Consider the following 26844-nt stretch of genomic DNA (forward strand, 5'->3'; position numbering starts at 1 on the left):
AAGACAGCCAATAAAACATGACGCACACGCCGCCTTCTTCCGCACCGCTTGCCCCCGGCGCCCGCATCGGCATTCTGGGCGGCGGCCAGCTTGGCCGGATGCTCGCGGTCTCCGCCGCCGAGCTGGGCTTCAACTGCCATATCTATTGCCCGGAAGAAAACCCGCCCGCAGGCGAGGTTGCCGCCCGCACCACCTGCGCGGCCTATGAGGACGAAGCCGCCCTCACCCGCTTTGCCGAAAGCGTCGATGTTGTCACCTATGAGTTTGAAAACGTGCCGGAAAAGGCCGCAGCGCTTCTGGAAGCCCATGTACCCGTGCGTCCCGGCCCGCTCGCCCTCGCCACGGCACAAGACCGGCTGACGGAAAAAACCTTCCTGCGCGAGGCGGGTATCGCCACCGCGCCCTTCGCCGCCGTTTCAAGCCTCGAGGATTTGAAACAAGCCGTGGAAACGGTCGGCCGCCCGTCGATCCTGAAGACCCGCCGCTTCGGCTATGACGGCAAGGGCCAGGTGAAGATCGAAGGCGACACGGATCTTGCCGCCGCCTTTGAAGAGATCGGCAAACAGCCCGCCATCCTGGAAGGCTTCGTCCCTTTTACCCGCGAGATTTCCGTCATCGTCGCGCGCGGTACGGACGGTAAGATCGCCGCTTACGATCCCGGCGAGAACGTTCACAAGGATCACATTCTGCACACAACGACCGTACCCGCCGCCATCGGCGAGACAACCGCGGCAGAAGCCATGGAAATCGCCCGCAAGCTGATAGGCGCGCTTTCCTATATCGGCGTAATGGGCGTGGAGATGTTTCATCTTGAAACAGAAGGCGCGCTGGTCGTGAACGAGATTGCACCCCGCGTGCACAATTCCGGTCACTGGACCCAGGATGGCTGCGCGGTGTCGCAATTCGAGCAGCATATCCGCGCCATTACCGGCTGGCCGCTCGGCGATCCGGCCCGCCACGCCGACACGCAAATGCTCAATCTGATCGGCGATGATGCCCATAATTGGCAGGCATTTGCACAAGATGCGAAATGCCATGTTCACCTTTACGGGAAAAAGGAAGCACGGCCGGGCCGCAAAATGGGCCACGTTAACCGTATCCGCGCGCTTTCCCGCTAAACTTCTCCGTGATCGGAACACGCGGCGATCCGCCGCATCGACTTTTGGTTAATCCGCCCGCATCAACACGCCGGGCGGGAGGGGGACCGAACCACAAACCACCGCGAGACGTATGGATTTAGACCCCACCCAGATGAGCGACACGGATATCCGTAAGGAACTGCAGGCGCTTCTCCCGGCCGATACTCCCAAATCCTTTCTCGATCTTTGGGTCTATTGGTATTCCATCCGCTATGGGAAAGTGCTGCCGGATGTGGCCGATTTCGACCCGATGCGCATCACCCGGCTTCTGCCCGACATTTCCGTTTTCGAACGGCGCAAACCGGACGAGCTAATTTACCGTCTGGCCGGCACCGCTATCGCAGAGCGCATGGGCCATGACCCGACGGGCGAGAACCTGGTCGATCTGACCGATCCGGCGCGGCACACTTTCGTCACCGATCTTTTCACCGGGATCATCGAAACCCCGGCAGGTGCCTTCGTGCGCTACGAAAACACCTATGCCTCGGGCCGCAAGGCCATGGTGCAAAGTTTCTTCCTGCCCATGGTCGGGCCGAAGAAAGAAGCCGGAGCCGGGACAAGCCAAGGCTTCCTGCAGCGCGTCCTTTCCATCCATCATATGGAAGCGGCAAAGGAATATGAAAGCGAGCGCCAGCGCACGACGGTCGGCAGCGACATCGACAAAACCGTCTGGATCGATATCGGCCAGGGCGTGCCGAAGAACGGCTGACCGTCTTAAAAAGCCTGTTCTCTTTTAGCGCGGGCCCGGATAACGCAGCCGCCCCAGAAAAGAGACGGGATCGGGAAATTTCGACAGGGCCTTGGCAAGCTTCGCCTTGCCCTTTTCGATCTGCATCACATCGGCAATGCGCCGGTCGAGAAAGGCATATGTCTCGGCGAAATCTTCCGATGTATCCCCGAACCAGACAAAGAGCGTCGAAACGAAAACGCCGGAGAGCAGTGCGCGCTTCGTATAGAAATTAAAATCCGTCGCCGTATCGCCCGCCGCCAGCCAAATGGCATCCACCGTCCGGTAAAGCGCCTGCGCGCCGGTAAAATGCGTGGGCGAGAGGGAAAGCACGGCAGCCGCCCGGCGCACCGCCTCGCGGTTATCCGCATCCACCTCAAGACGCACCCGCACCGCATGGGTGATCCGCTCACGGATTTTCATCGAGGCAAGATCGTCCTTCGCCAGCCGCTCCAGCATTGCCTTATCGCCGCGGGCGAAGAAATGGGCGATCGCATCCCGCACCCCGTCCGGGAAAAGCAGCCGCACCTCGCCTTGCTCGAGCCCGGCTTCCTCGCCTGCCCGGATGAGCCCCTGCAACGTCCAGCCATCGAAAGCGACATCCGGAAGCGCGGCATCCAAAACCGCGTCTTTCTTCTGCTCTTCGGTCAATTTCGCTGCCATTGGTTTAGCTCCCATCGGGGTTTGACGCCCATCGGTTCTGCTTCTAAGAGCGCCCTCTTAAGGCTTGCGTCCGGAGGCAAGCCAATGGCGCACCTCGCTTTCGAAAATCAGTTTGCCGAGATCGCTCATCCGCTGGGGATAGAGAATCCCGTCGAGATGATCGCATTCATGCTGCACGACGCGGGCATGAAACCCCTTGGCGCGCCGTTCCATGGGCTTGCCGTCGAGCCCCACGCCCTTATAGACGATATCAGTATAGCGCGGCACCAGCCCGCGCAGGCCCGGCACGGAAAGGCACCCTTCCCAGCCCTCTTCCATCTCATCGCTCTGGGGCTCGATTTCAGGATTGATGAGCACGGTGAGCGGGGCCGTATGGTCGAAAGCCTCCTCCTCATCGAGGCCGCCTTCGGCCCGCGCGCCCGGCGCCTGGAAAATCACCACCCGAAGGCCCTCATGGACCTGCGGGGCGGCAAGCCCTGCCCCATTGGCATCGATCATGGTCTCGATCATATCTTCCACCAGCGCGCGGATTTCCGGCGCGCCGGGGTCTTTCACCGGCTCGGCAGGCAATTTCAGGATCGGATGGCCCATCCGGGCGATTTTTCGGATCGTCATGGAGGTTAATATGGGGGGCGCCGGAAGGCCCGTCAAAGCCCGAAAGCGGGGGTTTTAAGGGGCCGATCGCCGCATCCGGCCCTCTTTAGTCCCGCCCGGCCTGTCTGCGATCCTCTTGAGGCCGGAATAAGCCCTGAAAGGCTGGACAAGGCTCGAATCTTTTGCTAGTTAACCGGCCTCAGCGGGGCCCTTGATGTGGCCCCGGCATTTCTTTTGGCCGTTTAAAGGTATCTGACCGTTTAGACGCCATTGGAACTGAAATCAGGAAATTTGACCGAAAGGCAGGGATTCCTCGTGCAGGTACTCGTTCGCGACAACAACGTCGATCAGGCGCTCAAAGCGCTGAAGAAAAAAATGCAGCGGGAAGGTATCTTCCGTGAAATGAAGCTGCGTGGCCATTTCGAGAAGCCTTCCGAGAAGAAAGCCCGCGAAAAAGCCGAAGCGATCCGCCGTGCGCGCAAACTGGCCCGCAAACGCGCTCAGCGCGAAGGCCTGCTGCCCGGCAACAAGCGCGGCCGCTAAGCCTTCAAGGCCAAAGAGCCAAGCGGCGGGGACAGCACAAAGCTCTCCCCCGCATCCCAAAGCCCCCTAACGGGGGCTTTTTGCGTTTGGCGGAAATGGTGGCGCCTTTGTCCGCCGCAGCTTACCCGACACCAGTATATTGCGTCCTCATGCCCCCCAAGCAGGAGTACGCCTTGAAGCTCTATATCATCCGCTCCGCCTGCTCGCTCGCCGCTCATATTCTGGTGCGTGAGGCCGGCCTCAATATCGATCTCGTTAAAGTGGACTTGGCAACCAAGAAGCTTGCCGACGGCACGCCCTATAGCGACATCGTGCCGAAAGGCCAGGTCAGCGCCATGACCCTGGAAAACGGAGAGCTGCTCACCGAAAATATCGCCGTCCTTGCCTATCTCTCCTCGCTTGCCCCTGAACACAATTTCATGGGCACACCGGGCTCGATGGAGTCTTTCCGCGTCCTGGAATGGCTCTCCTTCGTTTCAACGGAAATGCATAAACAGATTTACTGGACGACGTTCAACACCGAGGCCCCGCGCCCTTACAAAGCCTATTTGCGCACTTTGCTGCACAGGCGTTTCGACACGCTTGCCCGGCAACTGGAAAAACAGGACTTTATTGCCACCGGCAGTTTCACGGCGGCGGATGCTTATCTGACATGGGCGCTGCATTTGGCGGGTCTTCTGGGCGAAACGGTGATTGCCTGGCCGGCCCTCGAGGCCTACCGGACGCGCATGTTCGCCCGCCCCGCCGTTGTCCAGGCGCTTGCCTTCGAAGCGGCGGACTGACCGGCACCAAGGCTAGAGATACTTGCGCAGCGAGACCTCGTAGAGCCCATAGCCCGATTTCTCATAAAAGCGCTGGGCGCTCTTATTGCCCGCAACGGCGAAAAGCCGGACCTGGGTGAGCCCCAGCGCTTTGAAATGGGCCTCGGCCGCCGCCATAAGCGCCTGGCCGGCGCCGCTGCCGCGCGCGGCTTCTTCCACATAAATATCGGCGATATAACCGAAGCGCCGCTCCGTCTCGGCAACGAAGAAACCGGGGTCGGTGTCCACCATGGCGGCGATGAAGCCGAGGGGCTTACCCTCCTCTTCCGCGATCAGCATGACGCCCTGATGGGCGGCGGCTTCCTCTTCCAGATGGCTGAGATGCGGCTTCGCCATTTCAGGGCCGGGCGTGCGGTTTGCCTCCAGTGCGCGCTCATATTCCTGCAGCGCCGCCATGAAACGCAAAAGAACGGGCCGGTCCTCCGGCCCCGCGACGCGCACCTGAACAGTCACTAGAACTTCTCCTCGCCGCGAATGCGCTGGGGATCGGGGAAATCCCGGTAAAGCGCAAAGGTCACATCCTCGACCAGGGAATTAACGCCGTGATGGGCGGTCTCGATAGGCTCGCCCCGCGCCGAGACGAGCTTGAACGCCTCATCGAGCTGCGCGAGATCCTTCACCTCGATCATGAAATGAAATTCGGCCAGATGCGCCGGGCCGAGCCCGAGCTTGCGGCGGGTGAGCCTGTAGCTTTCGATCTTCCCGCGCGCTTTCAGATCGCCCATGTAATTGGCAAAAGCCTCGGCAAAGGCGGTATCGCTCACCCCCGCCTTCAGGTTGCACCAGCCGTGATAAATATCCATCGCCTCATCCCTCTTTTGGCCGACAGGCTAAAGAAACATGGCCAAAGAAAAAGGGCGGCGCAAGCGCCGCCCTCTTATCCGGATGGAACCGATCCGCCTTAAAGAGACTTCACGATCTCTTCCACCATCTTCTTCGCATCGGCAAAGAGCATCATGGTGTTGTCGCGGAAGAACAGCTCGTTCTCCACACCGGCATAGCCCGAGCCCATGCCGCGCTTGACGAAGAGCACCGTCTTGGCTTTTTCCACATCCAGCACCGGCATGCCGAAGATCGGGCTGGCCGGGTCGGTTTTGGCCGACGGGTTGGTCACATCATTGGCGCCGATGACGAAGGCGACATCCGCCTGGGAGAACTGGTTGTTGATGTCTTCCAGCTCGAACACTTCGTCATAAGGCACGTTGGCTTCGGCCAGGAGCACGTTCATATGCCCCGGCATACGGCCTGCCACCGGGTGAATGGCGTAAGAAACTTTCACGCCTTCTTCCTTCAGCACGTCGGCCATCTCTTTAAGCGCATGCTGGGCCTGCGCCACCGCCATGCCGTAGCCGGGCACGATGATGACGGAACCGGCATTCTTCATGATGAAAGCCGCATCATCCGCCGAGCCCTGCTTGACCGGACGGGTTTCGACCTGGCCTGCGCCTGCGGCCGCCGCATCCGCGCCGAAGCCGCCGAGGATCACGCTGATGAAGGAGCGGTTCATGCCCTTACACATGATGTAAGAGAGAATGGCGCCCGAAGAGCCCACCAGCGCGCCCGTGATGATGAGCGCGAGGTTACCCAGCGTGAAGCCGATACCTGCCGCTGCCCAGCCCGAATAGGAGTTGAGCATGGAGACCACCACCGGCATATCCGCCCCGCCAATCGGAATGATGATCAGGAAGCCGATAATGAAGGAGAGGATCGTGATCGCCAGGAAGAGCTCGACGCTCTGATTGGCCGGATCGAGGCAGAGGAACACGATGCCGCCGACAATGGCCAGCGCCATGAGGATGTTGATCACATGACGGCCCGGCAGAATGATCGGCGCGCCGGACATATTGCCGTTGAGCTTGGCAAAGGCGATGACCGACCCGGAAAAGGTGATCGCACCGATGGCAACGCCGAGCGACATTTCAACGAGGCTAGCCACCTTGATGTGCAGGAAGGAACCGATGCCGAAGGCCTCCGGCGCATAGAACGCGCCCCAGGCGACGAGCACGGCCGCGAGACCGACCAGCGAGTGGAACGCGGCCACAAGCTGGGGCATCTGCGTCATGGCGATGCGCCGGGCGATAACTGCGCCAACGCCGCCGCCGATCACCAGCGCCACAATGATAAGGCCCCAGGTCAGCGCATTATTCGCTTCCAGACTCACCAGCGTGGTGAGAATGGCGATCGTCATGCCGATCATGCCATAGGTGTTGCCCTGGCGGGAGGTTTCCGGCGAGGAAAGCCCGCGCAGCGCGAGGATGAAAAGGACGCCCGATACGAGGTAAAGCAGCGCCGTTACGTTTGCTGACAACATGCTGCCCCCTTACCGGTCTTTTTTCTTGTACATCGCGAGCATGCGCTGCGTGACAAGAAAGCCGCCAAAAATGTTCACCGCCGCGAGCGCCGTCGCCACGAAGCCGAGGCCCTTGGCGAAAATGCCGCCATCGGCCTCACCGAGCTGCACGCCGACGGAAATCAGCGCGCCGACGATGATCACGGAAGAAATGGCGTTGGTAACGGACATGAGCGGCGTGTGCAGCGCAGGCGTCACGCTCCACACCACGTAATAGCCCACAAAGATCGCAAGCACGAAAATCGCCAGGCGGAATACAAACGGATCTACGATTGCCGCTTCCATCATGCGCCTCCTTCTTGGAGTGCCGAATGCACCACTGCGCCGTCTTTGGTCAGCAGCGTTCCGGTAATGATTTCATCTTCCCAATCGATGGCGAGCTGTCCGCTCTCCTTGTCGATAAGGGGGGTGAGGAAATTGACCAGGTTGCGCGCGTAAAGCGAGGACGCGTCGGCGGGCAGACGCCCGGCAACATTGGTATGGCCGACAAGCGTCACACCGTGCTTCTCGACGACTTTCCCGGCTTCGGAAAGCGGGCAGTTGCCGCCCTGCTCCACCGCCAGATCGACGATGACGGAGCCCGGCTTCATGGACTGCACCATTTCCTCGGTCACGAGCACCGGCGCGGGACGCCCCGGAATGAGCGCCGTGGTAATGACGATGTCCTGCTTCTTGATATGTTCGGCAATGAGCGCGGCCTGACGGCGCTTGTAATCTTCGCTCATTTCCTTGGCATAGCCGCCGGAGGTTTCGCCGGTATCGCCTTCATCGGCCTCGACCATGATGAAGTCGGCGCCAAGGCTTTTCACCTGTTCGGCCACCGCGGCGCGCACATCCGTCGCCGTGACGATGGCGCCCATGCGCTTGGCCGTGGCAATGGCCTGCAGACCGGCAACACCGGCCCCGAAAACGAAAACGCGCGCCGGGGCGATCGTGCCCGCCGCCGTCATCATCATCGGCAGCGCCCGCCCGTATGTGGCGGCCGCATCGACCACGGCTTTATAGCCGGCAAGGTTCGACTGCGAGGACAGCACGTCCATGGACTGCGCGCGCGTGATACGCGGCATGAATTCCATGGCAAAAGCGTTGATCCCGGCATCGGCATAGGCTTTCACCCGGTCCCGGTTCCCGTAAGGGTTCAGGATCGCCGCCACCATGGCGCCTTTCTTCATCTGGCCGAGTTCGCTGTCGCTGGGACCGCGCACCTTGAAGACGATGTCGGCGTCTTTCAGCGCATCGCCCGCCGAGGCGGCAATCGCCGCGCCGGCATCCTTATAAGCATCGTCGGAAAAATTGGCATGGGCGCCCGCGCCGGTCTCCACCACCACGTCGAGACCGAGGGACACGAGTTTCTTCACCGAATCGGGAGAAGCGGCAACGCGCGTTTCCCCGTCTTGGGTTTCTTTGGGTATTGCGAGTTTCATGAGTGGTTCGCCTAGCCCTCTTTTCGCGCGGGGTCTGACGCCCGCGCATTTGACTGACAAGCAGCGGTCCGCACCACTTGCTAATTGGAATTATTCTTAAACAATCCGGAGCCTCAAATAGGCTCGAAACGCCGGATGACAAGAGCGAGCTGAACGGAAAAAACTAGAGAAGCGTAATCGCCATCAGGATCAGAAGGACGGTCAAGGCAATCGTGCCGTATTTCGTCCCCTTCACGAACCCGTCATAGGTCCGCATATGTTCCTCGGCAGCCATTTCCTTGCTCCAGCCCGCCTGCGCGTTTTCTTGGGTCATTTTGTGCCTCTAATGCTCACGCAATTCACATGTGCGCCGGACTATACCAGACGCCCCCCCGGCGGCAAGCATCGCCTCTGCGTAAGGCCTGCGCATGAGCGCACAAGTCCCCGGAGGAACATACCGGGCGGCGTAAAAGCCTGAATTCAGGATTTGCGGTGCGGGTGAGAGTGATTCCAGTCCGCGAGCAGCGCCCGGAGCGCGGCCACGAAGGCCAGAGGCTGATCGAGCAGCACATGGTGGCGGGCCTGAGGGATCTCGATCACCGGGGCGGCGCGGCCGAGAAGCGAGAACATGTAATCCCCGATTTCCTCCGGCAGCAGCACGGAATATTCCCCGCGCATCACCGCGATGCGGCATTTCGTGGCCCGGAGCCGCTCCGCCGGATCGCCGATGGAAAAGCGCCGCCAGATGCGCGGGTCGAATTTCCAGGTCCAGCCCCCTTCCACTTTTTTCAGGGAATGGCGGGCGACATATTCGGTGATGTAGAAATTCTCGCAAGGCTGCGGCGGGGCGAGGCGGAAGCGCCCCATCGCCTCTTCCAGCGTCGGATAGACCCGGTGCGGGCGAATCGTCCGGTTGGGCGGCCCGCCGGGCCGGTCCGGCGGATTGACGGGGCTGTCCACGATGACCGTGCCCGCCAGCCGCTCGCCGTATAGCGCCCCGGCAAGGATCGTCACGAAACCGCCGAAGGAATGGCCGACGACAATGGGCGGCTCTTCATTGTCGAAGAAGCCCGCATCCTCGCACACCGCCATCAGCTCTTCGGCATAGCTTTCCATCGAATAATGGGAGCGGAAGCCGCTATCACCCATGCCCGAAAGATCCATGGCCGCGACGGAATATTCCTTGGCGAGAAACGGTGCGATGAAGGACCACCAATAGGCATGCGCCCCGTTGCCATGCACCAGCAGCAGGCCCGGCTTATCGGGATCGCCCCAATGCAGGTAATGGATGGGCGTACCTTCCACATCCACCTTGCGGCTTTCAACGGGCGTCTCGACGGCACGCTTGAACCATTCGGGCGGGGCCACCACCGTCGGGCCGATGGAATCGCCGGGCGCCAGCTCGAATTGGCGCTGCTCGGCTTCCTGCTCGGCCACCAGCGGGCTTTTGGAAGGTTTCTCGGTGTCACTCATTATGGGCGCTCCCCAAGCGCCTTGAAGACGCCCGTTCCCGTCATGATGGTGCGGTCCCCGCACCATATCCGGCCTTTCACGGTGATGAAATCATCTTCATCGCCCGTGGCAATGCCCGTGCCTTCCACCCAGTCGCCGACCTTGGCCGCCGAGATGAAATCCGTCAAAAGCCGCACCGTCACCCAGTAGCGGTGATAGGCCATGGTCACCGCATGGCCGAAAGCGACATCGGCAAAGGCCATAAGCATGCCGCCATGGCAATTGCCCATGCCGTTTGTGTGATGTTCCTGCACGAGAAAGGCGCGCCGGTAGGTGCCGTCTTCTTCGATGCGCTCATAAAGCGGTCCGATCTGACGCCCGAAGCCGCGGGTCCAGTTCATGGACTGGTAGCCTTCGGGAATGGGAACGGCATTTTCTTCCAGAAGATCGTCGGTCATGAGCGATACGCACCCCTTTATCGCCCCGCTTCATCGGGCAGACCGCTCAAATAGCGGGCGCCCTCAGGCAGCGGATATAAGACCTGCCTTCTTTAGCGCGTGGGCTTGGCGCTTTTCAAGCTGGGTGACGTCGAAAGCGTCGATCGCCTCATTAAAGAGCTTATAGAAATTAAGCTCGGCGCCGAGATGCAGGAACACCCCGCCAAGCCCGATCGCCGCCCTGTCCATGAAAACGAACTCGCGCGGCGGCGTCACCGGCCCGTGCTCTTTCAGCGCCTTATGAACGGCAAAGGCCTGGGCGCGGCCATATTCCCCCGGCGTCACCCCGTCGGCGATGGTGCGCACGCGGTCATCGAGAAGCGGGCCATAGATGAAACCTGCCCAGAGATTGAGAATATCGACGAGCTTGCGCGAGAGGTTTTTAAAGCCCCAGCGCTCATAGGCCGCTACCGCGCGGTCCGTATCGTTCGTCTCCAGCGCCCGGTAAAGCTCGATCACCCCTTCGACGAAGGAAGGCGGAAATTTCCGGATGCAGCCGAAATCGAGAAGATTGATCCCGCAATCCTCCCGCACCGTGTAATTGCCAAGATGCGGGTCCCCGTGAATGACGCCGTAGCGGCTGAAGGGATGCCACCAGGCAACGAACATGGCAGAGGCAATGGCGTTGCGCCGCTCGAGCGTGTCTTCTTTGAAGGAAAGAAGCGGCTTGCCTTCGAGCCAGCTCATCGTCAAAAGCCGCTTGGTGGAAAGCTCGGGCAGCACATCCGGCACCTCGATGCGCGGCTCGTCCGAGAGCATATCGCGGTAAAGAGCGATATGCCTTGCTTCCAGATCGTAGTCCAGTTCTTCGCGCAAACGCTCGCCGATCTCCTCGGCAATCTCACGCGGATCGATCGCCGGATCGAGGCGGCGGTAAAGCGAGAAGATGAAATCGAGCTGCTTCAAATCCGCATTCACCGCCGATTGCATGTCCGGATATTGCAGCTTGCAGGCAAGGGGCATGCCCTCCAGCGAGCGGGCTTTATGCACCTGGCCGAGCGAAGCGGCAGCGGCCGCTTCCTTTTCGAACTCGGCAAATCTCTTCTGCCAGCCTGCGCCGAGCTCGGCCATCATGCGCCGTTTGACGAAGAGCCAGCCCATGGGCGGGGCGGCGGATTGGAGCTGCGCCAGTTCCTCGGCATATTCGGCCGGCAGCGCCTCGGGGATCGTCGCCATCATCTGAGCGACTTTCATGATCGGGCCCTTCAGCCCGCCCAGCGCCGCGGCAAGCTCGCGCGCATTCTTGTCGCTGTCGACATCGAACCCGAAAAACCGCTGGCCGGCATATTTCGCGGCGAAACCGCCCACACCCGCGCCCACCCGGGCATAGCGGGACATGCGCCCGGAAAGCCGGTTGCTCTCTTTGTCGCGAACAGACTTGGCTTTCTCGCGGGCAGGTTTGTCTTTGCCCCGCGGCGGCTTTTCCTTGCTCAAAGGTCGGCCTCCAATTCGTCGATGAGACCGCGAATGACCGAAAGCCCCTTGTCCCAGAACGCCGGATCGGACGCATCGAGACCGAAGGGGGCAAGCAGCTCCTTATGGCGCAGCGTGCCGCCCGCGCGCAGCACATCGAAATATTTCTGCGCAAAGCCGTCAGGCGTGGCCTCGTAAGCGGCATAAAGCGAATTTACGAGGCACTCCCCGAAGGCATAGGCATAGACATAAAAAGGCGCATGGATGAAGTGCGGGATATAGCACCAGAAGGTCTGATACTCCGCATCAAGATGAATGGCGGGACCGAGGCTTTCTCCCTGCACCTCCATCCAGATCCTGCCCAGGTCCTGCGATGTCAGCTCGCCGCCGCGCCGCGCTTCATGCACCCGCCGCTCGAACGTGTAAAACGCGATCTGCCGGATCGCCGTGTTGATCATGTCTTCGATCTTGGAGGCAAGCAGCACCCGGCGCTGCGAGGCGTCCTTGGCATTTGCAAGGAGCCTGCGGAACGTCAGCATCTCGCCGAAGACACTTGCCGTTTCGGCCAAAGTCAGCGGCGTGTCGGAAAGAAGCGGACCTTGATCCGCGGCGAGCACCTGGTGCACGCCGTGGCCGAGTTCATGGGCAAGCGTCATGACATCGCGCGGGCGGCCCATATAGTTCAAAAGCACGAAAGGATGCGCGCTCGGCACCGTGGGGTGGGAAAAAGCGCCCGGCGCCTTGCCCCGGCGGGCGGGCGCATGGATCCATTGGCGCTCGAAAAACTCCCCGGCAAGGCGGGCCATTTCCGGGTCGAACCCTTCATAGGCGCTCAGCACCGTTTCGCGCGCCTCGCCCCAGGAGACGAGCTTGTTGTCGTCTTCGGGCAGCGGCGCATTGCGGTCCCAGAAATTCAGCCGCTCCTTGCCCATCCATTTGGCTTTGAGCGCGTAATAGCGGTGTGAAATATCGGGATAAGAAGCCCTGACCGCGCTTTGCAGCGCATCGACCACCGGCGCTTCCACGCGGTTCGCCACATGGCGGGACATGGCGACATCTTCAAAACCGCGCCAGCGGTCCTCGATCTCCTTGTCCTTGGCGAGCGTATTGGTGATCAGCGTATAAAGCGGCACTTCCTCGGCAAAGCTCGCGGCGATTGCCTTGCCCGCCTTCTCGCGCACCAATTCATCGGGTTCGGAAAGCTTGTCGAGCGCCTCGTTGAGCGAGACCTTTTCACCGTCGAGTTCGACGCGCAGCCGCGCCATGCTTTCATCGAAAAGCCGGTTCCAGGCGGCGCGCCCGGTCACCGACTTCTCGGTCAGAAGGCGCTCCATATCCGCGGCAAGCTCGTATGGCCGCTCGAGCGCCAGATCGCGCAGGAAGGGACGGTAGCGGGCAAGGCGCGGCTCGCGCGCGCAGAGCGCCGCCAGCTTTTCCTCCTCAATGGCATTCAGCTCCAGCGTGAAGAAGAGGAGCTTTGCCGCCATGTCCGAGCTCCAGCCCTGAATATCGGCATAGAGCTTGGCATGAGCGGGAATGGTCGAATCCTCGGCATAAAGCAGCGAGGCATAAGAGCCGAGCCGCCCGGCCTTGTCCTGCAGGGCATCGAAAGCCTCGATCGCCTCGGCCAGCGCCAGCGCGTCCCCTGCTTCGGCAAGGGCCCCGAGCTTCGTTTCATAGCGCTCTGCAAAGCGTGCGGCCTCTTCGAGCGCGGCTTTACGGTCGGCGGCGATCCGCGCATCGTCCGGGCCTTTATAGAAGACGGAGAGGTCCCATTGCGGCAGCTCGCCCAGCGCCTTGGCGCCGCTTTCAGCTTTATCGAAGCGTGGGCTGGTCGATGCATCGCGCCGTCTCATACAAGGCTCCTTTGCCGGGAATTTTCCGATCCCTTCAATATCGGCCTCAGGGCCCCGCGATCAATGGGGCGGGCGGCCAAAAGCGACGAGCCGGCCATGCCCGCGAAACACAAAATACTGAAAAAAGAAAAGCCCCGGCGTTGCCGCCGGGGCTGATCTCTTCGTCTTTAAGGCGATGCCTTAAAGGCGCTGGCTTATTCGGCCGTCACAACCGCGCGGCGGTTGAGCGGTTCGCGCACACCGTCACCGGTCTGCACAGCCAGGTTCGATTCACCGTAGGTGCCGGTCGTGCCGACCGAAGCGCCGCGGGCGCTCAGAGCACCGGCAACGGCGTCAGCACGGCGCTGACCCAGAGCCTGGTTGTAAGCGGACGAACCGGACGTATCGGTGTAGCCCGAAACGTTCAGCGTCTTGCTGCCGGCAACATTGGCGATTTCTTCCACAACAGCTTGAGCTTCAGCCGTCAGGTTCGACTTGTCGAAGCCGAAGTAAATCGTCCACGGGCCAACCGGTGCGGCTTCACATTCGGTCAGAGCTTCGTAGAAAGCTGCTTTTTCAGCTTCCACACGCTCCGGCTGAACGGGGCCGCCGGGGCCGCCGAACCATGCGCCGCCTTCACCGAGGTCGTTGTCGCTGGCCTGTTCGACCCAGCCGTCATAGTGACGCTGAGCTTTGGCGCAAGCGCAAGCCTGGTCGCCTTCGCGGCCGCCATTGTCCAGTGCTGCCATCAGGCGGGCACGGGCATCCTGCAGCTCGCCGAGATCGCTCGGCAGAACGGCATGGTTGGCCGGATCATAGGGCAGTACCGTTTCGCCGGCCTGGGCAGCGCGGCCCTTCGCGACGATCTTGGCAGTATCGACCCAGTTGCAGTCCACATAAGCTTCCGACGTTGCACGGTCTTGGTATTCGCGCGCGAGGCAGGCATTGAAGTCGTTACCCGAAATCTCGTCGTCCAAATACGATTCCGCAGTCCAGGTGCCGCACGCAGCCAGCCCCAGGAACGCAGTTACCGCAATTAGCCGGGATAGAATGTTCATCCCAATCTCCGTCATTTTTTGATCTACCCCCCGTGTTTAAGAGACGGGTGGCCCGGACCCCACCGGTTCGCAGTCAACCGGTTTTGCATGAATATTATGGATGACACGGAAGACCCGCGGTCTTCAAGCCATATCGAGGATTTTAGTCTCTTTTCAGCTACAAGAGTCACTTGACCGCAACACCCGTATTCCAAGGAAATCTCTAGCTTTTCTGCGCTTTGCCATGGTAACGCGCAAATTAACGATAAGTTTCCTTATCGTGCCTTCCCGGCACAAAACTCTTCCCGCCTTAAACCGGCCTTTACCACTTGCCCGCCACCATGCCCCGGAAATTGACGCGGCGCGCCTGCCCGCCTTGCTCTTTCGGTATTCAAGCCGGCCGGGCGGCAAAAGCGGGCGCATAAAGGTTCTGTTGGGGACAAAGGCATGGCTCAGACGATTCTCGTCGTCGATGACGATCCGGCACAGCGGCGGATTCTCGAAGAAGTAGTAAAACGCGACGGCTACCGGACGCTCACGGCTGAAAGCGGCACCGAGGCCATGGAGATCATGGGCGGCATTCACGCCAAGGACATCTCCATGATGATTCTCGATCTCGTCATGCCCGGCATGGACGGGATGGAAGTGCTCGAAGCCCTGCGCCCGCAGCACCCGTCCCTGCCCGTCATCGTGCTCACCGCCCATGGCGGCATCGAGACGGTGGTGAAAGCCATGCGCGCGGGTGCCGACGATTTCGTCGTCAAACCCGTCAGCCCCGAGCGCCTGCATGTCTCCATCCGCAATGCGCTGAAAGTCACCGCGCTTACCGGCGAGATCAACCGGCTGCAGAAAAAAGCGCAAGGCCAGCTCACCTTCGACGACATCATTGCCGGCGCACCCTCCATGGGCAACGCGCTGAAGCTCGGCCGCCGGGCCGCCCAGTCCAACATCCCCGTTCTCATCGAGGGGGAAAGCGGCGTGGGCAAGGAAGTCTTCGCCCGCGCCATTCAGGGCGAGAGCGACCGCGCGGGCCGGCCCTTCGTGACCGTCAACTGCGGCGCGATCCCGGAAAACCTGATCGAGAGCATTCTTTTCGGTCATGAGAAAGGCGCCTTTACGGGGGCAAGCGAAAAACACGCCGGTAAATTCGTGGAAGCGAATGGCGGCACGCTCTTTCTCGACGAGATCGGCGAGTTACCTCTAGATATGCAGGTAAAACTGCTGCGCGCCATTCAGGAAGGCGAGGTCGATCCCATCGGCGCGAAGAAACCGGTGAAAGTGGATATCCGCCTCATTTCGGCCACGAACCGCGACATGATCGAGATGGTGAAGCAGGGCCATTTCCGCGAAGACCTTTATTACCGGCTCAACGTTTTTCCGATCAACATTCCGCCCTTGCGCGAGCGGCGGGAGGATCTGGGCGAGCTTGTCTCGCATTTCGTCAGCCGCCTGGCCGCCGAGGAAGGCAAGAACATCGCCGCCGTCTCGCAAGACGCCATGCAGATGCTCAATGCCTATGACTGGCCGGGCAATGTGCGCCAGCTGGAAAACACCATCTTCCGCGCCATCGTGCTGGCGGACGGGGCCGAACTGACAATCGCCGATTTCCCGCAAATCGCCTCGCAGCTCGACGGGTTCGATGCGACCCCGCCCGCGCCCGCCGAAACGCCCATGCCCGTCATGCAAGGCGCGGCAGCAAGCGGCGGCTTCCGCCAGACGCTCACCGATTTTGCCATGTCCAACATTTCCGATGGCGTCTCCGTCATGGACGAGCAGGGCAACATGCGCCGTCTGGAAGACGTGGAGGCCGATCTCATCCGCCTCGCCATCGACAAATATAAAGGCCACATGTCCGAAGTCGCCCGGCGGCTCGGCATCGGCCGCTCGACGCTTTACCGCAAGGTCCGCGATCTCGGCCTTGATGTGAGGGGTGAATAGTCTCACGGACTATCCAAACCGGGAGAATGCAAAGGGGCGCCGCAAGCGGCGCCCCTTTCTACTGGCGGCCTTCGCTGGGGACGTCGGCTACCAGCAGTCAAACTCAGGAACAGCCGCGGCCCTGATAAATGCCCATCAGCGAGGTCCGGCGCAGCTGTGCGGCCTGAGCCCGTTCCTTGGCGCTTTGCTGGGCGGCCTGCTGGGTCGAGCCGAGGAACCCGCTGAGAACGGACGCCGCCGGCAAGGCCCGGCCGAGCGCCGCCCCCGCGCCGCCATAAATCGCCGCCTGCTCGGCCACGGCAATGCCCGCGCCGGTGAGCTGGCCTTCGGTTTCGGCAGCGCCCGCCTCGCCGATAACCTGATCCATCGCGCCGATTTCACTGGCAAGCTGCGCGCAGCTCATACTGGCATCGCCCGGCTGCTGCACCTGCAAAGACTGCTGCTGCCCCGTCGTCTGGCAGGCGGCGAGCAAAAAAGCCGAGGCCAGAAGGCTGACCGCTGGTTTTGCCCGGCACCTGGCCGGCTGAGTTGTTACGCGAACCATATCTATCCCCTTCCCTGCCGCCCGCAGCGCGGGCGGGTGACTGTCTGAAAGGGAGAGTGCCCAGAAGGGCAAAAGGGCGGAATGGTACAGATATACCAGGAGGCAAAAGAAAGCCGGCTAACCGGCCTTTGAGGATGCGTGAACAAGCTCGTCCAATATCTCGGCAAGGCGCGCGGCGCTGATGAGATGCCCCTCGCCTTCGAAGACGCGCAGGCTCGCGGGCGAAAAGCGGGCAATGCCTTCCCGCGCCTCTTCCAGCGGCACCTGCGTATCTTCCCCGCCGAGCCAGACATGGAGCGGACAGCGGATCTGCGTCGGGTCGAGCTGATAGCCGCCCGAGGCAAGCTCGCTTTCCCGGATCACCCCTTCCACCTGCAGACTGAGAGAATCATAAAGCGCATCAAGAAGCTCTTCCGCCAGGGCAGGGTCCGCCTTCAGCCGCGCGGCATCCGCCGGCGCACTTTGGAAGAAGCGCTGCATCATGCCGCTCAGGATTTTCCGCGAAAGCTTTTGCCGCAGAAGCTGCAGCGCGCCGCGCCGCAGCCAGCCATTGCGGATGAGGCTGCCATAAAAAGAAAGCGCCGGATTGTTGCGGTAGTCTTTTTCAAGATGGACATCGATGCGCGGCGCAGCGAGCCCGGCCCGCTCCACCCGCTCGCCAAGCTCGCTGGCCGCGGCAAGCACGAAGGGCGCCGCCGAGGCCGAGCCGTAAAGCAGGGCGCGTTCAAGCCCCAGCCTATCCATGAAGACGCGCAGGTCTTTCGCAAAACTTTGGATCGTCATGTCCGGATCGAAGGTGGAGCCGCCCGTTCCCGGCCGCTCCACACGGATAAGCCTGATGTTGCTGCGCTGTAGCGCTTCAGCCTTGCGGCGGGGCAGAAAGCTGCCCGTAATCGCCGGTACGAGATTGAGCACAGGCTTGCCCTCGCGCGCGCCATATTCCCTATAAGCAAGCCGGCGCCCATCCGGCAGTTCGACATAAAGGCGTGCATCGCTCTCGGGCGGGCTTTGCCGCACGCCTGAAAGATGCGCGCCCAGCACCATAAGCTCGGCGACATGGCGGATGAGATCGCCCTGCCGGTTGAGGCCGAATTTTTCGAAGACGTTTGCCAGCTGATTGCGCGCCGTGTTGGGCGAAATGCCGAGCGCGCGGGCCGCTTCTTTGAGCGCCAGGCCGCGCGTCAGCTCGCCCACAAGCCGCGCCTCGGCCGGAGAAAGACCGAGAAGCGAGGCCGACAGCACCTCTTCATCGAAACTGAGCGCACGGGCGGGCATGAGAAACACCACCGCCGCTTCTTGGCTGAGCGCAGCGGAAAGCGGCAGGCCCGTTTGCGGCAGCCGCGCGCCGTCGAGCAGGAACCCGAAAACCGGCAAGGTGCCGGGCGCATGAATATTGAGCCGCACCAGCCGGGCACCCGCGCCATCTTTTAGCGCCGCGAAAGCCTCTTCAAATGCGCTGCGGTCTTCGCGCGCGTTCCAGGAAAGCGTCGCGCCTTCTTCAAGCGCGCCAGTGAGGGGGCGAAGCTGCGCGGCCATCGCCTCGTTGAAAGTAAGAAGACGCCCGCGCCCATCGAGCGCCAGAAAAGCCGCAGGCGGCGGCTGCGCCCCGGATGCTTCGCTTTGCGCCATGCGTTCTTCAGCAAGGCGCGCGGCTTCTTCCAGATGGCGGGAAATTTCGGCGAGAAGGTCTTTGGGCAGGCTCTCTTCCTTGCGGTCCACAAGCTCGGTGAAACGCAAGAGGTCTTCCCAGTTTTCCGGATCGGCAGCATAGGCATAAAGACTGGCGATCACGTCGGAGAGAAGCGCATAAGGCGCGCGCGCCTCCTCTCCCTCGCCTAGGCCATGCGCCCTACCGCCTATCGGTGCGCTGCTCATCCCCTCGTCTTACGCCCCCAGATGCGCCGCCTGACAATGGCAGCCGACATGAGGCCAAGACTACGCAGAAAGAAAACGCCCTGCTACCCCGCACCAAAACAAAAGGCCATCCCCTTCGGAACGGCCTTTTAGAAACAAGACAGCGCGAGAAGCCTCGCGCTTAGCCCAGCATGCCGAGCGCGTGCAGATAAAGTTCCAGCACCGCTTCTTCTTCCTGGCGTTCGGCCTGATCTTTCTTGCGTAAAGAAATCACCTTGCGCATGACTTTGGTGTCGAAGCCGTTTCCTTTGGCCTCCGCATAGACTTCCTTGATATCGGCGGCAATCGCAGCCTTTTCTTCTTCAAGGCGTTCGATCCGTTCGATATAGGCCCGCAATTGATCTTGGGCGATGGTCGTTGCGCCCGCAGGCGCGTTTCCGTCCGCCATGAGGAAAGTCTCCGCTCGTCAAACTGGTACTGAAATTTAAGGAGCGGCAACATAGCGCCGCCGCCCTCCGCCCGCAAGCGCCGCTCACGCGCAAATTGCGGATGCCGTCTAAGCCCAGCTATTACCCATGTTTTTTCTGCGCTGCCTCGAAAGCGGCGATCTGTTCGGGGCTGGCTTTGGCCTGGTATTTTTCTTTCCATTCGGCAAAGGGCATGCCGTAGACGATCTCACGCGCTTCCGTCTTGTCGAGCGCGATGCCCTTTTCTTCCGCCGCTTCCTTGTACCAATCGGCCAGACAATTGCGGCAAAAGCCGCCATGGATCATAAGATCGATATTCTGCACATCCTTGCGTTCATCCAGATGCGCCAGAAGCCGGCGGAAGGCGGCGGCCTGCAATTCCGTTTCCGTCTGCTTGTCGATGTCCTTCGTCATGAGCGGCTCCTTTCAAATGATCCTTACCCGCGCGCCTCATGGCTGCGCGAGCCGAAATGCTGAACGCGGGCAATATCGCCGCGCTCCAGAATGGGGGTCAGCAGGCGGGCAAGGCGGGCGGCCCATTCCGCCTGTCCTTCGCGCGCGGCGATCAAATCCTGGCGGATTTCGATCAGCGCATGGGCATAGCCGTTCACCGTGCCGTGCCGGTAAAGCGTATCGCCTTTCAAATAGCCGATATAGGGAAGATTGTCGCCGACGGTCAAACCGCCTTCCCGCGCAAAGCCTTCGAAAAGCGCATCCGGTACGCGGTGATCGCGGTCCCAGAGCACACCCGTATGCCAGGGCCGCTGCACCCCGCGCCAGGCCGGTGTAAAACTGTGAATGGAAATGATCACCGGCACATGGCCGCGTGCGCTTAAATGCTGAAGCGCGCCCGCAACGGCGCGGTGATAGGGCTGGTGAAAACGCGTCAGGCGGTTTTGAAATTCTTCCGCGTCCCGGTAAGGATCGACGAGCCGGTTCGCGGGCACGATTGCTCCATCCGACAGCTTCATGACAAGGGTCGGATCGTCCTCGCCCCTGTTTAGATCGATGAGGAGGCGTGAATAGCGCCCGAGCAGCGCCGGGGCTTCCATCATCTCCGCAAGGCGCCGCGTCACTTCCGCCGCGCCGATGTCATAGGCGATGTGGCGGGAAAATTCTTCTTCCGCAAGCCCCAGCGTGCCATATCCTTCCGGCAAGGCATTGGAAGCGTGATCGCAGAGCAAAAGCAGCCCGGTGCGGGCCGCGCCCTCGATCACTTCAACCGCGCCGTCGCGGCCCGGTTTCAAAGAGGCGGATTTCAGGATAGGAGAAGGCGGGGTTTCGGTCAGCATGGCCGCAATATAATCACGCCGCGCGCCAAGGAGAACGGGGCCAATGGCTTTTCTGGAAGACCCGGCTGTTTTTTTACCGCGCCTTTTCGCGCGCGCCATTGCCCATGTGCAGCCCGAAACCTGCCTGCCGCCCTATCTTCCCGCACTGCCTGCCAACAAAAAATTGATCGTGCTGGGCGCAGGTAAAGCTGCCTCCGCCATGGCGCTCGCCGTGGAAAAGGCTTACGCGGACCACCCCTCTTTAAGCGGCCTCGTCATCACGCGCTACGGGCACGCGCTGCCCACCGCCCGCATCCGCACGGTGGAAGCCGCCCATCCCGTGCCCGATGCCGCCGGCCTTGCCGCCACGCAGGAACTGCTTTCCCTTGCCCGCGAGGCCGGGCCGGAGGATTTCGTGCTCGTCCTTCTTTCCGGCGGCGGCTCGGCGCTGATGACCGCGCCCATCGACGGCGTTTCCTTTGAAGAAAAACAGGCTCTGACCCGCGCGCTCCTGCGCTCCGGCGCGCCCATTCAAGACATCAACAAGGTGCGCGCGCAATTCTCGAAAGTAAAAGGCGGACGCCTTGCCGCCGCGATCAACGCCCCCGCCCTCACCCTCGCCATTTCCGATGTGGCAGGGGACGATCCTGCCGCCATCGCCTCCGGCCCCATGGTGCCGGCTAAAGGGACACGCGAAGAGGCCCTTGCCGTTTTAAAGTCGCGGGGCCTTCTCACGCCCGCCCTTCAAAAAGCGCTGGAGGCGGCGCCGGAGGCCCCGCGTGCGCTCAATCCTGCCTTCAAAAACAAACGCTACGAAATTGTCGCCGCTCCCAAAGATGCGCTCGCGGCAGCTGCGGAGGAAGCGCGCGCCGCCGGGCTCGGCGTCACATTGCTTGGCGATGCGCTGGAAGGCGAAGCGCGCGATCTTGCCCGCGCCCATGCAAAGCTTGCGCTCGCCTATAAAGGGCCGCCGCAGCTTTTTCTTTCCGGCGGTGAAGTGACGGTGACGATGGACAAAGACGCCGTGCCCGGCAATGGCGGACCCAACCAGGAATATGCCCTGGCGCTCGCCCTTGCCCTTGAAGGCGCGCCCGGCATCTTCGCCCTTGCCGGGGATACGGACGGCAATGATGGCGGCAGCGGTGAAAAAGACGACCCGGCCGGCGCGCTTATCACGCCTGAAACACTCGCGCGCGGCGCGGCAAGCGGCCTGAGCGGGGAAGAGGCGCTTTCCCGCCATGCCTCGGGTGATTTTCTGCGCGCGGCGGAGACGCTTCTCACCCCCGGCCCCACTTTTACGAATGTGAACGATTTCCGCGCTATTCTCGTCCTTCCCAGCCGTTGAGTCGCGCCTAATTCAGAGTTCCCCGGATGTTTTCCCTGCCCGCAAGGTTCTTCTCTATCGCAGCACCTCTTGCGGGCGCGCTCATCATCGCTCTTTCCGCTGCGCCTCCGGCACGCGCCGATCTCAGCGTTTGTAACCGCCTTGCCGTGCCGCTTTCCGCAGCGCTCGGCTATCATGACGGGCAGGACTGGGTGTCGGAAGGCTGGTGGCAGCTGGCGCCGGAAAGCTGTACAAAGCTGCTCGCAGGCAAGCTCACCGCCCGGTTCTATTATCTTCATGCCGTCGATACGCGGCAAGGACGGATCTGGGGCGGGTCTGCCCCCTTGTGCATTTCGCCCACCGCCTTCACCATCAAAGGCAGGTCGGACTGCACCGGACGCGGCTATGCGCGCGCCGGTTTTCATGAAGTTGATACCGGCACCGCGCTAGACTGGCGTCTCGACATTCCTTTCTCCGCCCGCAGCCAGGGCAATATGCCGGAACCGAAAGACAGGTAAAAAACATGCGCCGCCGTAACGTAAAGATCCTTGCGACCCTTGGCCCGGCAACGAACACGCCCGAGCGCATCCGCGCGCTGCACGATGCCGGCGCCGATGCCTTCCGCCTCAACATGAGCCATCTGGACCATGAAGGGCTGAAAAAGATGCATGGCTATCTGCGCCAGGTGGAAGCGGAAGTCGGCCGGCCCATCGGCATTCTGGTGGACCTGCAAGGCCCCAAACTGCGCGTCGGCAAATTCGCAAACGGCCCGGTGGAGCTGAAGGAAGGGGCAAGCTTCCGCCTCGACCTCGATACTGCGCCGGGCGATGTCACGCGGGTAAACCTGCCGCATCCGGAAATTTTCGCCGCCATTGCGCCGGGCCGTAATCTGCTGCTCGATGACGGACGCATCCGTCTTGAAGTGAAGGAAGCCGAAGCCGATTACGCCGTCACGAAAGTCCTACAAGGCGGCGTGCTCTCCGACCGCAAGGGCGTCAACCTGCCCGATGCGACGCTCGGTCTTTCCGCGCTTTCGGACAAGGACCGCGCGGATCTGGAAGCCGCGCTCTCGCTCGGCATCGACTGGCTGGCGCTTTCTTTCATTCAGCGTCCGGACGACGTCGCCGAAGCGCGCAAGCTGGCGCGCGGGCGCGCCGCCATCATCGCGAAAATCGAAAAGCCCAACGCGCTGACCGAGCTTGACGGCATTCTCGATCTTGCCGACGGGCTCATGGTGGCACGCGGGGACCTTGGCGTCGAACTGCCGATCGAACAGGTGCCCGGCTGGCAAAAGCGCATCACGCGCCTTGCCCGCAAGGCCGGCAAGCCCGTGGTCGTAGCAACGCAGATGCTGGAATCCATGATCTCCTCGCCCATGCCGACCCGCGCGGAAGTCTCGGACGTGGCGACCGCGGTCTTCGAAGGGGCGGACGCCATCATGCTTTCGGCTGAATCGGCGGCGGGCGATTATCCCATCGAGGCGGTGGAGATGATGAACCGCATCGCCGTCGAGGTGGAGGACGATCCCAACTATTCCTCCATCATTTACGGCCAGCGCACGGAGCCGGAGGCAACGAGCGCCGATGCGATTTCCGCAGCCGCCCATACCGTTGCCGATACGCTCAATGCCGCAGCCATCGTCTGCTGGACGAATTCCGGCTCGACCGGCATCCGCGCCGCGCGCGAGCGCCCGCAATTTCCCATCATTGCGCTGACCCCGATCACCGAGACCGCCCGGCGCCTCGCGCTTGTCTGGGGGCTGCACTGCGTTCTTACCGAAGACGCGCAAAACCTTGACGATGTGGTGGACCGCGCCTGCCGCATCGCCTTCCGGGAAGGCTTTGCCCAGCGCGGCCAGCGCATCATCATCACCGCAGGCGTGCCGCTCGGCACGCCCGGCGCCACGAACATGCTGCGCGTGGCCTTTGTGGGGGAAAAAGGCGGCATGGTGGGCTAAAGCCCGCCGCCTCTGTTCTTTAGCGGAGCCCGGATCTTTTAGCGCACCTCAGGCGCCTCGATCTCATGGAGGCCGGGGCGCAGCGCCCCGCCCGTTGCCAGGCGCGAAAGCGCCTCGCGCACCACGCCCCCATGCACATGATGGGGCATATGGCCCGTGCCTTTCAGCTTGATCAGTTCCGATCCCTCGATCTGCTCATGCAGCACATAGGAATGGATTTTGGCGCGCACCGTCCGGTCTCTGTTGCCGGTCAGAATGATGGTGGGCACGGAAATTTCGCCATAGCGTTTCGACTGGCGGGCAAGATGGGATTTGAGATTGCCCGTATCCTCGCTGTTCGCCTTGAAATTGGCCGGGCGGAAAAGCAGCGGCAGGCCGATATCCGCACCGAACCCGTCGGGCGCGGGATCGGGCGCAAAATTCCCCGCGATCCCGGCTTGCGAGAGAAACCGCCCGCCCGGCACCGCAAGCGTGCGCGCAAAAAGCCCGCCGATGAGAGGCGTGCGCACCACCGAATGATACCAGGCGACCCCGCCCTCCCAGGGATGCGTCGCCCCGGACATGACAAGAACCCCGGCAAGGTTTTCGGGAAAATGCAGCGCATAGGCGGCCGCCACCGCCCCGCCCCAGGAATGGCCGAGCACCACGGCCTTTTCGATGCCGAGTTTAAGCAGCGCATCGCGGATCAATTCCGCCTGGCGGGCCGGGTCGTGAATATCCTCGATACCGGGCCGCTCGCTCCAGCCATGGCCGGGCCTGTCGAAAGCAAGCACCCGGTGCTCCTTGGCAAGGCCGGGAAAAATAGAGACCATAAAATCGCGCAGGTTCCCGCTTGCCCCGTGAATAAGCACGATCGGCACGCCCTTGCCGCCGCCTTCCGGCGCCGCTTCCACATAATGAAGCCGCGCGCCCTTCACTTCGACGAACTTGCCGAGCGGGGGATATTTCTCCGCCGCCTGCCCGTTCATGAAAGCGGAATAGGCAAAAGCGGCAATCAGAAGCGCGCCAAGCGCGCCGGCAATCCAGAAAAGAAACGACACATCAAACCCCTGCGCTCACTCTGCCTTTCGGGCAGCATCACCGGTCATCACTGAAGTGAGAGTATAGGACGGCGGCGCAGCGCTTAAATACCCTGGCCTTCCACTTCTTCGGAAAGCTGCTCCACCGCTTCTTGCGCGCCGGGCAGATGAGGATAGACCTTCAGCACCTTGCGGTAAGCGGAAAGCGCCCCTTCCTTGTCTCCCAGCTCATTGAGCAAAAGCGCGAGCCCCCCCAGCGCGCCGAAATGGCGCGGCTCGAGGCGCAGCGTCTGTTCGATGTCTTTGAGCGCGCGCTGATAATCTTCCATCAGATAATAAAGCGTGGCGCGCTTCGACCAGCCTTCCGCATAGCCCGGCGCGAGCGTCGTCACTTGCGTGAAATAAATCAGCGCCTCGCCCTGCTCGCCCGCCGCCATGGCGCCGAGCCCCTGATCCATCAGATAATCGATGCTGGCGCTGCCCGAATTCGTCCAGAGCTTCCAGATCGCCGCTTCCACGATCTTGGCCTGTTCGGGGTTTTTGGCTTCTTTCAAACGGTCGAAAAGGGAATCGAGAAACGCCTCGCGCGAGGCAAATTCATCCGCCGGCAAAGCATCCTTGGAAGGCGCAGCTTCTTTGCCAGCCTCCGCTCCCGCCTCAGGCTCCACTGCCTCCGGGCGCGCATCCGGCGTCAGCCCAAAGCGTTCCTTCAGCCCCTGCCCGGTTTCCGCCTGGGCAGCGCTTGTCATTACCGCAAAGAAAAGACCACCCATCAGGGCAGTGAGAACAGGGGGCTTCATGACCTCAACGATAGTGCGCAAGAGGCCGCTTGGCCATGGGGCAGGCGAAAAGAACCTGAAAAGGTTCCCCCCGCCCCATCACAAGCCGGTGATGACATCAGGCCGAATTCAGGTCTTCCAGCTCGCAGCCCGGGAATTCCGTAATGAAATCGGGTCCGAAAACACTTGAAGGTGTCTGATAGCCCGGCACCGCATTGCCCTGCATGACGCGGCGCACGATCTCCAGCGAGGTGAGCGCGGTCAGCGAATAGCCCTCCGGCGTGCGCAGGCGCGAAACCACCCGGTCGCCCGCCGCGTTCACCGCCTCGCCGAGCAGGATGGAATAACCTTCGGCGCGCTGGGCATCGTCCGGACCTTCCGGCTGCTGATCGATCTTTTTCTTCAGCATCCGCTGGGCCGGCCCGGTGCTGAGCAGCCAGCGCAGGAAGGGGCCGATATTCGCCGCCTGTTCAAGCTGCGCCGTTGCCTCGAAATAGACCGTGATATTGGGAATGCCGGTCGAATGGTAAGCGGTCGAAACATCGCCCCAGCCCACGGCAACGCTTTTCTTCACGCCCTGGCCGAAATCGATCTCACGCACGAGCGGGGCTTTGGAAGAAAGAATTTTGCCCTCGCGCCGGATGCGCGTGCCGAAGCGGATGCTCTCCACCCCCGTTTTCGCCGTGCCGCGCGACATGGAGCCGAGGCCGGAAATGGCAAGCGTCAGCTCGCTGGCATCGGGCATGCGCCGTTTCATATGCGCGGCAAGACAGTCGGAGGGCACGACGTCGAAGCCGACGCCGGGCATCAGCATGACGCCTGCCTGTTTGGCTTCCGCATCGCGCGCGGCGCACGCCTCGAAGACATCGATCTCGCCGGTAATGTCGAGATAATGCGTGCCCGTTGCGATGCAGGCATCGACCATCTGCCGGGAGGTCTGGGAGAAGGGGCCGGCAATATGCAGGACCACATCGACCTCCTTCAAAACTTTCTCAAGACCTGCCCGGTCGTTCAGGTCCACGGTGCGGTGCTCGAAAGCGACCTGGCCGGCCACGCTTTTCAGCTTGGCGGGGCTGCGCCCGCCCAGAATGGGCCGCAGCCCCTGCTGCTTGGCCGTACGGGCAACCAGTTTACCGGTATAGCCGGTCGCTCCGTAGATCAGGATACGATCAGGCATGGTCTTTCTCCTCCATACTGCGCGCCTTAATCACTCGCAG

At 61.8% G+C, this 26844-nt stretch carries 28 protein-coding genes and 1 pseudogene; 8 read left to right on the plus strand and 21 right to left on the minus strand.

Annotated features, from left to right (window positions below):
* Positions 1–17 precede the first annotated feature (17 nt).
* Both ACOQOT_RS12100 and ACOQOT_RS12105 read left to right on the plus strand, forming a co-directional pair.
* Positions 18–1118 (plus strand): 5-(carboxyamino)imidazole ribonucleotide synthase, encoded by a 1101-nt coding sequence (locus tag ACOQOT_RS12100; protein WP_420559517.1) that lies wholly within the window; start codon positions 18–20, stop codon positions 1116–1118.
* Between the two features lie 133 nt (positions 1119–1251).
* Positions 1252–1848 carry a PAS domain-containing protein gene (locus ACOQOT_RS12105; protein WP_420559518.1) on the plus strand — a complete coding sequence of 199 codons (597 nt, stop codon included), beginning with the start codon at positions 1252–1254 and terminating at the stop codon, positions 1846–1848.
* Between the two features lie 24 nt (positions 1849–1872).
* Here ACOQOT_RS12105 and ACOQOT_RS12110 read toward each other — a convergent pair whose 3' ends face one another.
* Both ACOQOT_RS12110 and def read right to left on the minus strand, forming a co-directional pair.
* Positions 1873–2529 (minus strand): COQ9 family protein, encoded by a 657-nt coding sequence (locus ACOQOT_RS12110; RefSeq protein ID WP_420559519.1) that lies wholly within the window; start codon positions 2527–2529, stop codon positions 1873–1875.
* A gap of 57 nt (positions 2530–2586) precedes the next feature.
* Positions 2587–3144 carry a peptide deformylase gene (gene def / locus ACOQOT_RS12115; RefSeq protein WP_420559520.1) on the minus strand — a complete coding sequence of 186 codons (558 nt, stop codon included), beginning with the start codon at positions 3142–3144 and terminating at the stop codon, positions 2587–2589.
* Between the two features lie 249 nt (positions 3145–3393).
* On the opposite strand from def, the gene rpsU reads away from it, so the two are divergent.
* Positions 3394–3666 carry a 30S ribosomal protein S21 gene (gene rpsU, locus ACOQOT_RS12120; RefSeq protein ID WP_420559521.1) on the plus strand — a complete coding sequence of 91 codons (273 nt, stop codon included), beginning with the start codon at positions 3394–3396 and terminating at the stop codon, positions 3664–3666.
* A gap of 173 nt (positions 3667–3839) precedes the next feature.
* The gene (locus tag ACOQOT_RS12125; protein WP_420559522.1) at positions 3840–4448 is read left to right on the plus strand and encodes a glutathione binding-like protein; all 609 of its coding nucleotides are present in this window, start codon (positions 3840–3842) and stop codon (positions 4446–4448) included.
* Positions 4449–4460: 12 nt separating this feature from the next.
* Here the strand turns inward: ACOQOT_RS12125 and ACOQOT_RS12130 are convergent, their stop codons facing one another.
* The 11 genes and pseudogenes from ACOQOT_RS12130 to ACOQOT_RS12180 form a co-directional block, all read right to left on the minus strand.
* Positions 4461–4940, minus strand: coding sequence for a GNAT family N-acetyltransferase (locus ACOQOT_RS12130; protein ID WP_420559523.1), 480 nt, complete (start codon positions 4938–4940; stop codon positions 4461–4463).
* Positions 4940–5290, minus strand: coding sequence for a DUF6614 family protein (locus tag ACOQOT_RS12135; protein ID WP_420559524.1), 351 nt, complete (start codon positions 5288–5290; stop codon positions 4940–4942). Before ACOQOT_RS12135 ends, ACOQOT_RS12130 begins: the two co-directional genes overlap by 1 nt.
* Positions 5291–5388: 98 nt before the next feature.
* Positions 5389–6795 carry an NAD(P)(+) transhydrogenase (Re/Si-specific) subunit beta gene (locus tag ACOQOT_RS12140; protein WP_420561943.1) on the minus strand — a complete coding sequence of 469 codons (1407 nt, stop codon included), beginning with the start codon at positions 6793–6795 and terminating at the stop codon, positions 5389–5391.
* A gap of 12 nt (positions 6796–6807) precedes the next feature.
* Positions 6808–7179: pseudogene (locus tag ACOQOT_RS12145) on the minus strand (NAD(P) transhydrogenase subunit alpha); the annotation flags it as partial.
* Complete coding sequence (locus ACOQOT_RS12150; protein ID WP_420559525.1) at positions 7122–8261, minus strand: Re/Si-specific NAD(P)(+) transhydrogenase subunit alpha; 1140 nt, start codon at positions 8259–8261, stop codon at positions 7122–7124. The gene ACOQOT_RS12150 and the pseudogene ACOQOT_RS12145, both read right to left, overlap by 58 nt.
* 163 nt (positions 8262–8424) lie before the next feature.
* Positions 8425–8574: an aa3-type cytochrome c oxidase subunit IV gene (locus ACOQOT_RS12155; RefSeq protein ID WP_081875561.1), complete on the minus strand. Its 150-nt coding sequence runs from the start codon at positions 8572–8574 to the stop codon at positions 8425–8427.
* A gap of 146 nt (positions 8575–8720) precedes the next feature.
* Positions 8721–9713: an alpha/beta fold hydrolase gene (locus tag ACOQOT_RS12160; RefSeq protein ID WP_420559526.1), complete on the minus strand. Its 993-nt coding sequence runs from the start codon at positions 9711–9713 to the stop codon at positions 8721–8723.
* The gene (locus ACOQOT_RS12165) at positions 9713–10150 is read right to left on the minus strand and encodes a PaaI family thioesterase (RefSeq protein WP_420559527.1); all 438 of its coding nucleotides are present in this window, start codon (positions 10148–10150) and stop codon (positions 9713–9715) included. Before ACOQOT_RS12165 ends, ACOQOT_RS12160 begins: the two co-directional genes overlap by 1 nt.
* A 63-nt stretch (positions 10151–10213) precedes the next feature.
* Positions 10214–11527, minus strand: a complete 1314-nt coding sequence (locus ACOQOT_RS12170) for an ABC1 kinase family protein (RefSeq protein WP_420561944.1) — start codon at positions 11525–11527, stop codon at positions 10214–10216.
* Positions 11528–11619: 92 nt separating this feature from the next.
* Positions 11620–13458 carry a M3 family oligoendopeptidase gene (locus ACOQOT_RS12175; RefSeq protein WP_420559528.1) on the minus strand — a complete coding sequence of 613 codons (1839 nt, stop codon included), beginning with the start codon at positions 13456–13458 and terminating at the stop codon, positions 11620–11622.
* A 194-nt stretch (positions 13459–13652) separates the two neighbouring features.
* Positions 13653–14495, minus strand: coding sequence for an OmpA family protein (locus tag ACOQOT_RS12180; RefSeq protein ID WP_158597189.1), 843 nt, complete (start codon positions 14493–14495; stop codon positions 13653–13655).
* Between the two features lie 426 nt (positions 14496–14921).
* On the opposite strand from ACOQOT_RS12180, the gene ACOQOT_RS12185 reads away from it, so the two are divergent.
* Positions 14922–16412, plus strand: a complete 1491-nt coding sequence (locus tag ACOQOT_RS12185; RefSeq protein ID WP_420559529.1) for a sigma-54-dependent transcriptional regulator — start codon at positions 14922–14924, stop codon at positions 16410–16412.
* 103 nt (positions 16413–16515) lie between these two features.
* Here ACOQOT_RS12185 and ACOQOT_RS12190 read toward each other — a convergent pair whose 3' ends face one another.
* The 5 genes from ACOQOT_RS12190 to ACOQOT_RS12210 form a co-directional block, all read right to left on the minus strand.
* Positions 16516–16956, minus strand: a complete 441-nt coding sequence (locus ACOQOT_RS12190) for a hypothetical protein (protein ID WP_420559530.1) — start codon at positions 16954–16956, stop codon at positions 16516–16518.
* Between the two features lie 117 nt (positions 16957–17073).
* Positions 17074–18831: an alpha/beta fold hydrolase gene (locus ACOQOT_RS12195; RefSeq protein WP_420559531.1), complete on the minus strand. Its 1758-nt coding sequence runs from the start codon at positions 18829–18831 to the stop codon at positions 17074–17076.
* 160 nt (positions 18832–18991) lie between these two features.
* Positions 18992–19258, minus strand: coding sequence for a DUF2312 domain-containing protein (locus ACOQOT_RS12200; protein ID WP_045447128.1), 267 nt, complete (start codon positions 19256–19258; stop codon positions 18992–18994).
* 121 nt (positions 19259–19379) lie between these two features.
* Positions 19380–19691, minus strand: coding sequence for a DUF1244 domain-containing protein (locus ACOQOT_RS12205; RefSeq protein ID WP_420559532.1), 312 nt, complete (start codon positions 19689–19691; stop codon positions 19380–19382).
* 23 nt (positions 19692–19714) lie between these two features.
* Positions 19715–20569, minus strand: a complete 855-nt coding sequence (locus ACOQOT_RS12210; RefSeq protein ID WP_420559533.1) for an N-formylglutamate amidohydrolase — start codon at positions 20567–20569, stop codon at positions 19715–19717.
* A 43-nt stretch (positions 20570–20612) separates the two neighbouring features.
* Here ACOQOT_RS12210 and ACOQOT_RS12215 point away from each other — a divergent pair, with 43 nt between their 5' ends.
* The 3 genes from ACOQOT_RS12215 to pyk are packed head-to-tail and all read left to right on the plus strand — an operon-like array spanning position 20613 to position 23829.
* Positions 20613–21893, plus strand: a complete 1281-nt coding sequence (locus ACOQOT_RS12215; protein ID WP_420559534.1) for a glycerate kinase type-2 family protein — start codon at positions 20613–20615, stop codon at positions 21891–21893.
* Positions 21894–21919: 26 nt separating this feature from the next.
* Positions 21920–22390, plus strand: coding sequence for a DUF1036 domain-containing protein (locus ACOQOT_RS12220; RefSeq protein WP_420559535.1), 471 nt, complete (start codon positions 21920–21922; stop codon positions 22388–22390).
* 5 nt (positions 22391–22395) lie between these two features.
* Positions 22396–23829, plus strand: a complete 1434-nt coding sequence (gene pyk / locus ACOQOT_RS12225) for a pyruvate kinase (protein ID WP_420559536.1) — start codon at positions 22396–22398, stop codon at positions 23827–23829.
* Positions 23830–23867: 38 nt separating this feature from the next.
* Here the strand turns inward: pyk and ACOQOT_RS12230 are convergent, their stop codons facing one another.
* The 3 genes from ACOQOT_RS12230 to ACOQOT_RS12240 all read right to left on the minus strand — a co-directional run bounded on the left by ACOQOT_RS12230 (position 23868) and on the right by ACOQOT_RS12240 (position 26804).
* Entirely contained in the window at positions 23868–24869 is a 1002-nt protein-coding gene (locus ACOQOT_RS12230) for an alpha/beta fold hydrolase (RefSeq protein ID WP_420559537.1), read from the minus strand.
* Positions 24870–24952: 83 nt separating this feature from the next.
* Positions 24953–25648, minus strand: coding sequence for a tetratricopeptide repeat protein (locus ACOQOT_RS12235; protein ID WP_420559538.1), 696 nt, complete (start codon positions 25646–25648; stop codon positions 24953–24955).
* Between the two features lie 97 nt (positions 25649–25745).
* Positions 25746–26804 carry a saccharopine dehydrogenase family protein gene (locus tag ACOQOT_RS12240; protein ID WP_420559539.1) on the minus strand — a complete coding sequence of 353 codons (1059 nt, stop codon included), beginning with the start codon at positions 26802–26804 and terminating at the stop codon, positions 25746–25748.
* Between the last annotated feature and the right edge of the window lie 40 nt (positions 26805–26844).

It is taken from the genome of Tepidicaulis sp. (assembly GCF_965222285.1).
Classification (GTDB): Bacteria; Pseudomonadota; Alphaproteobacteria; order Parvibaculales; family Parvibaculaceae; genus Tepidicaulis.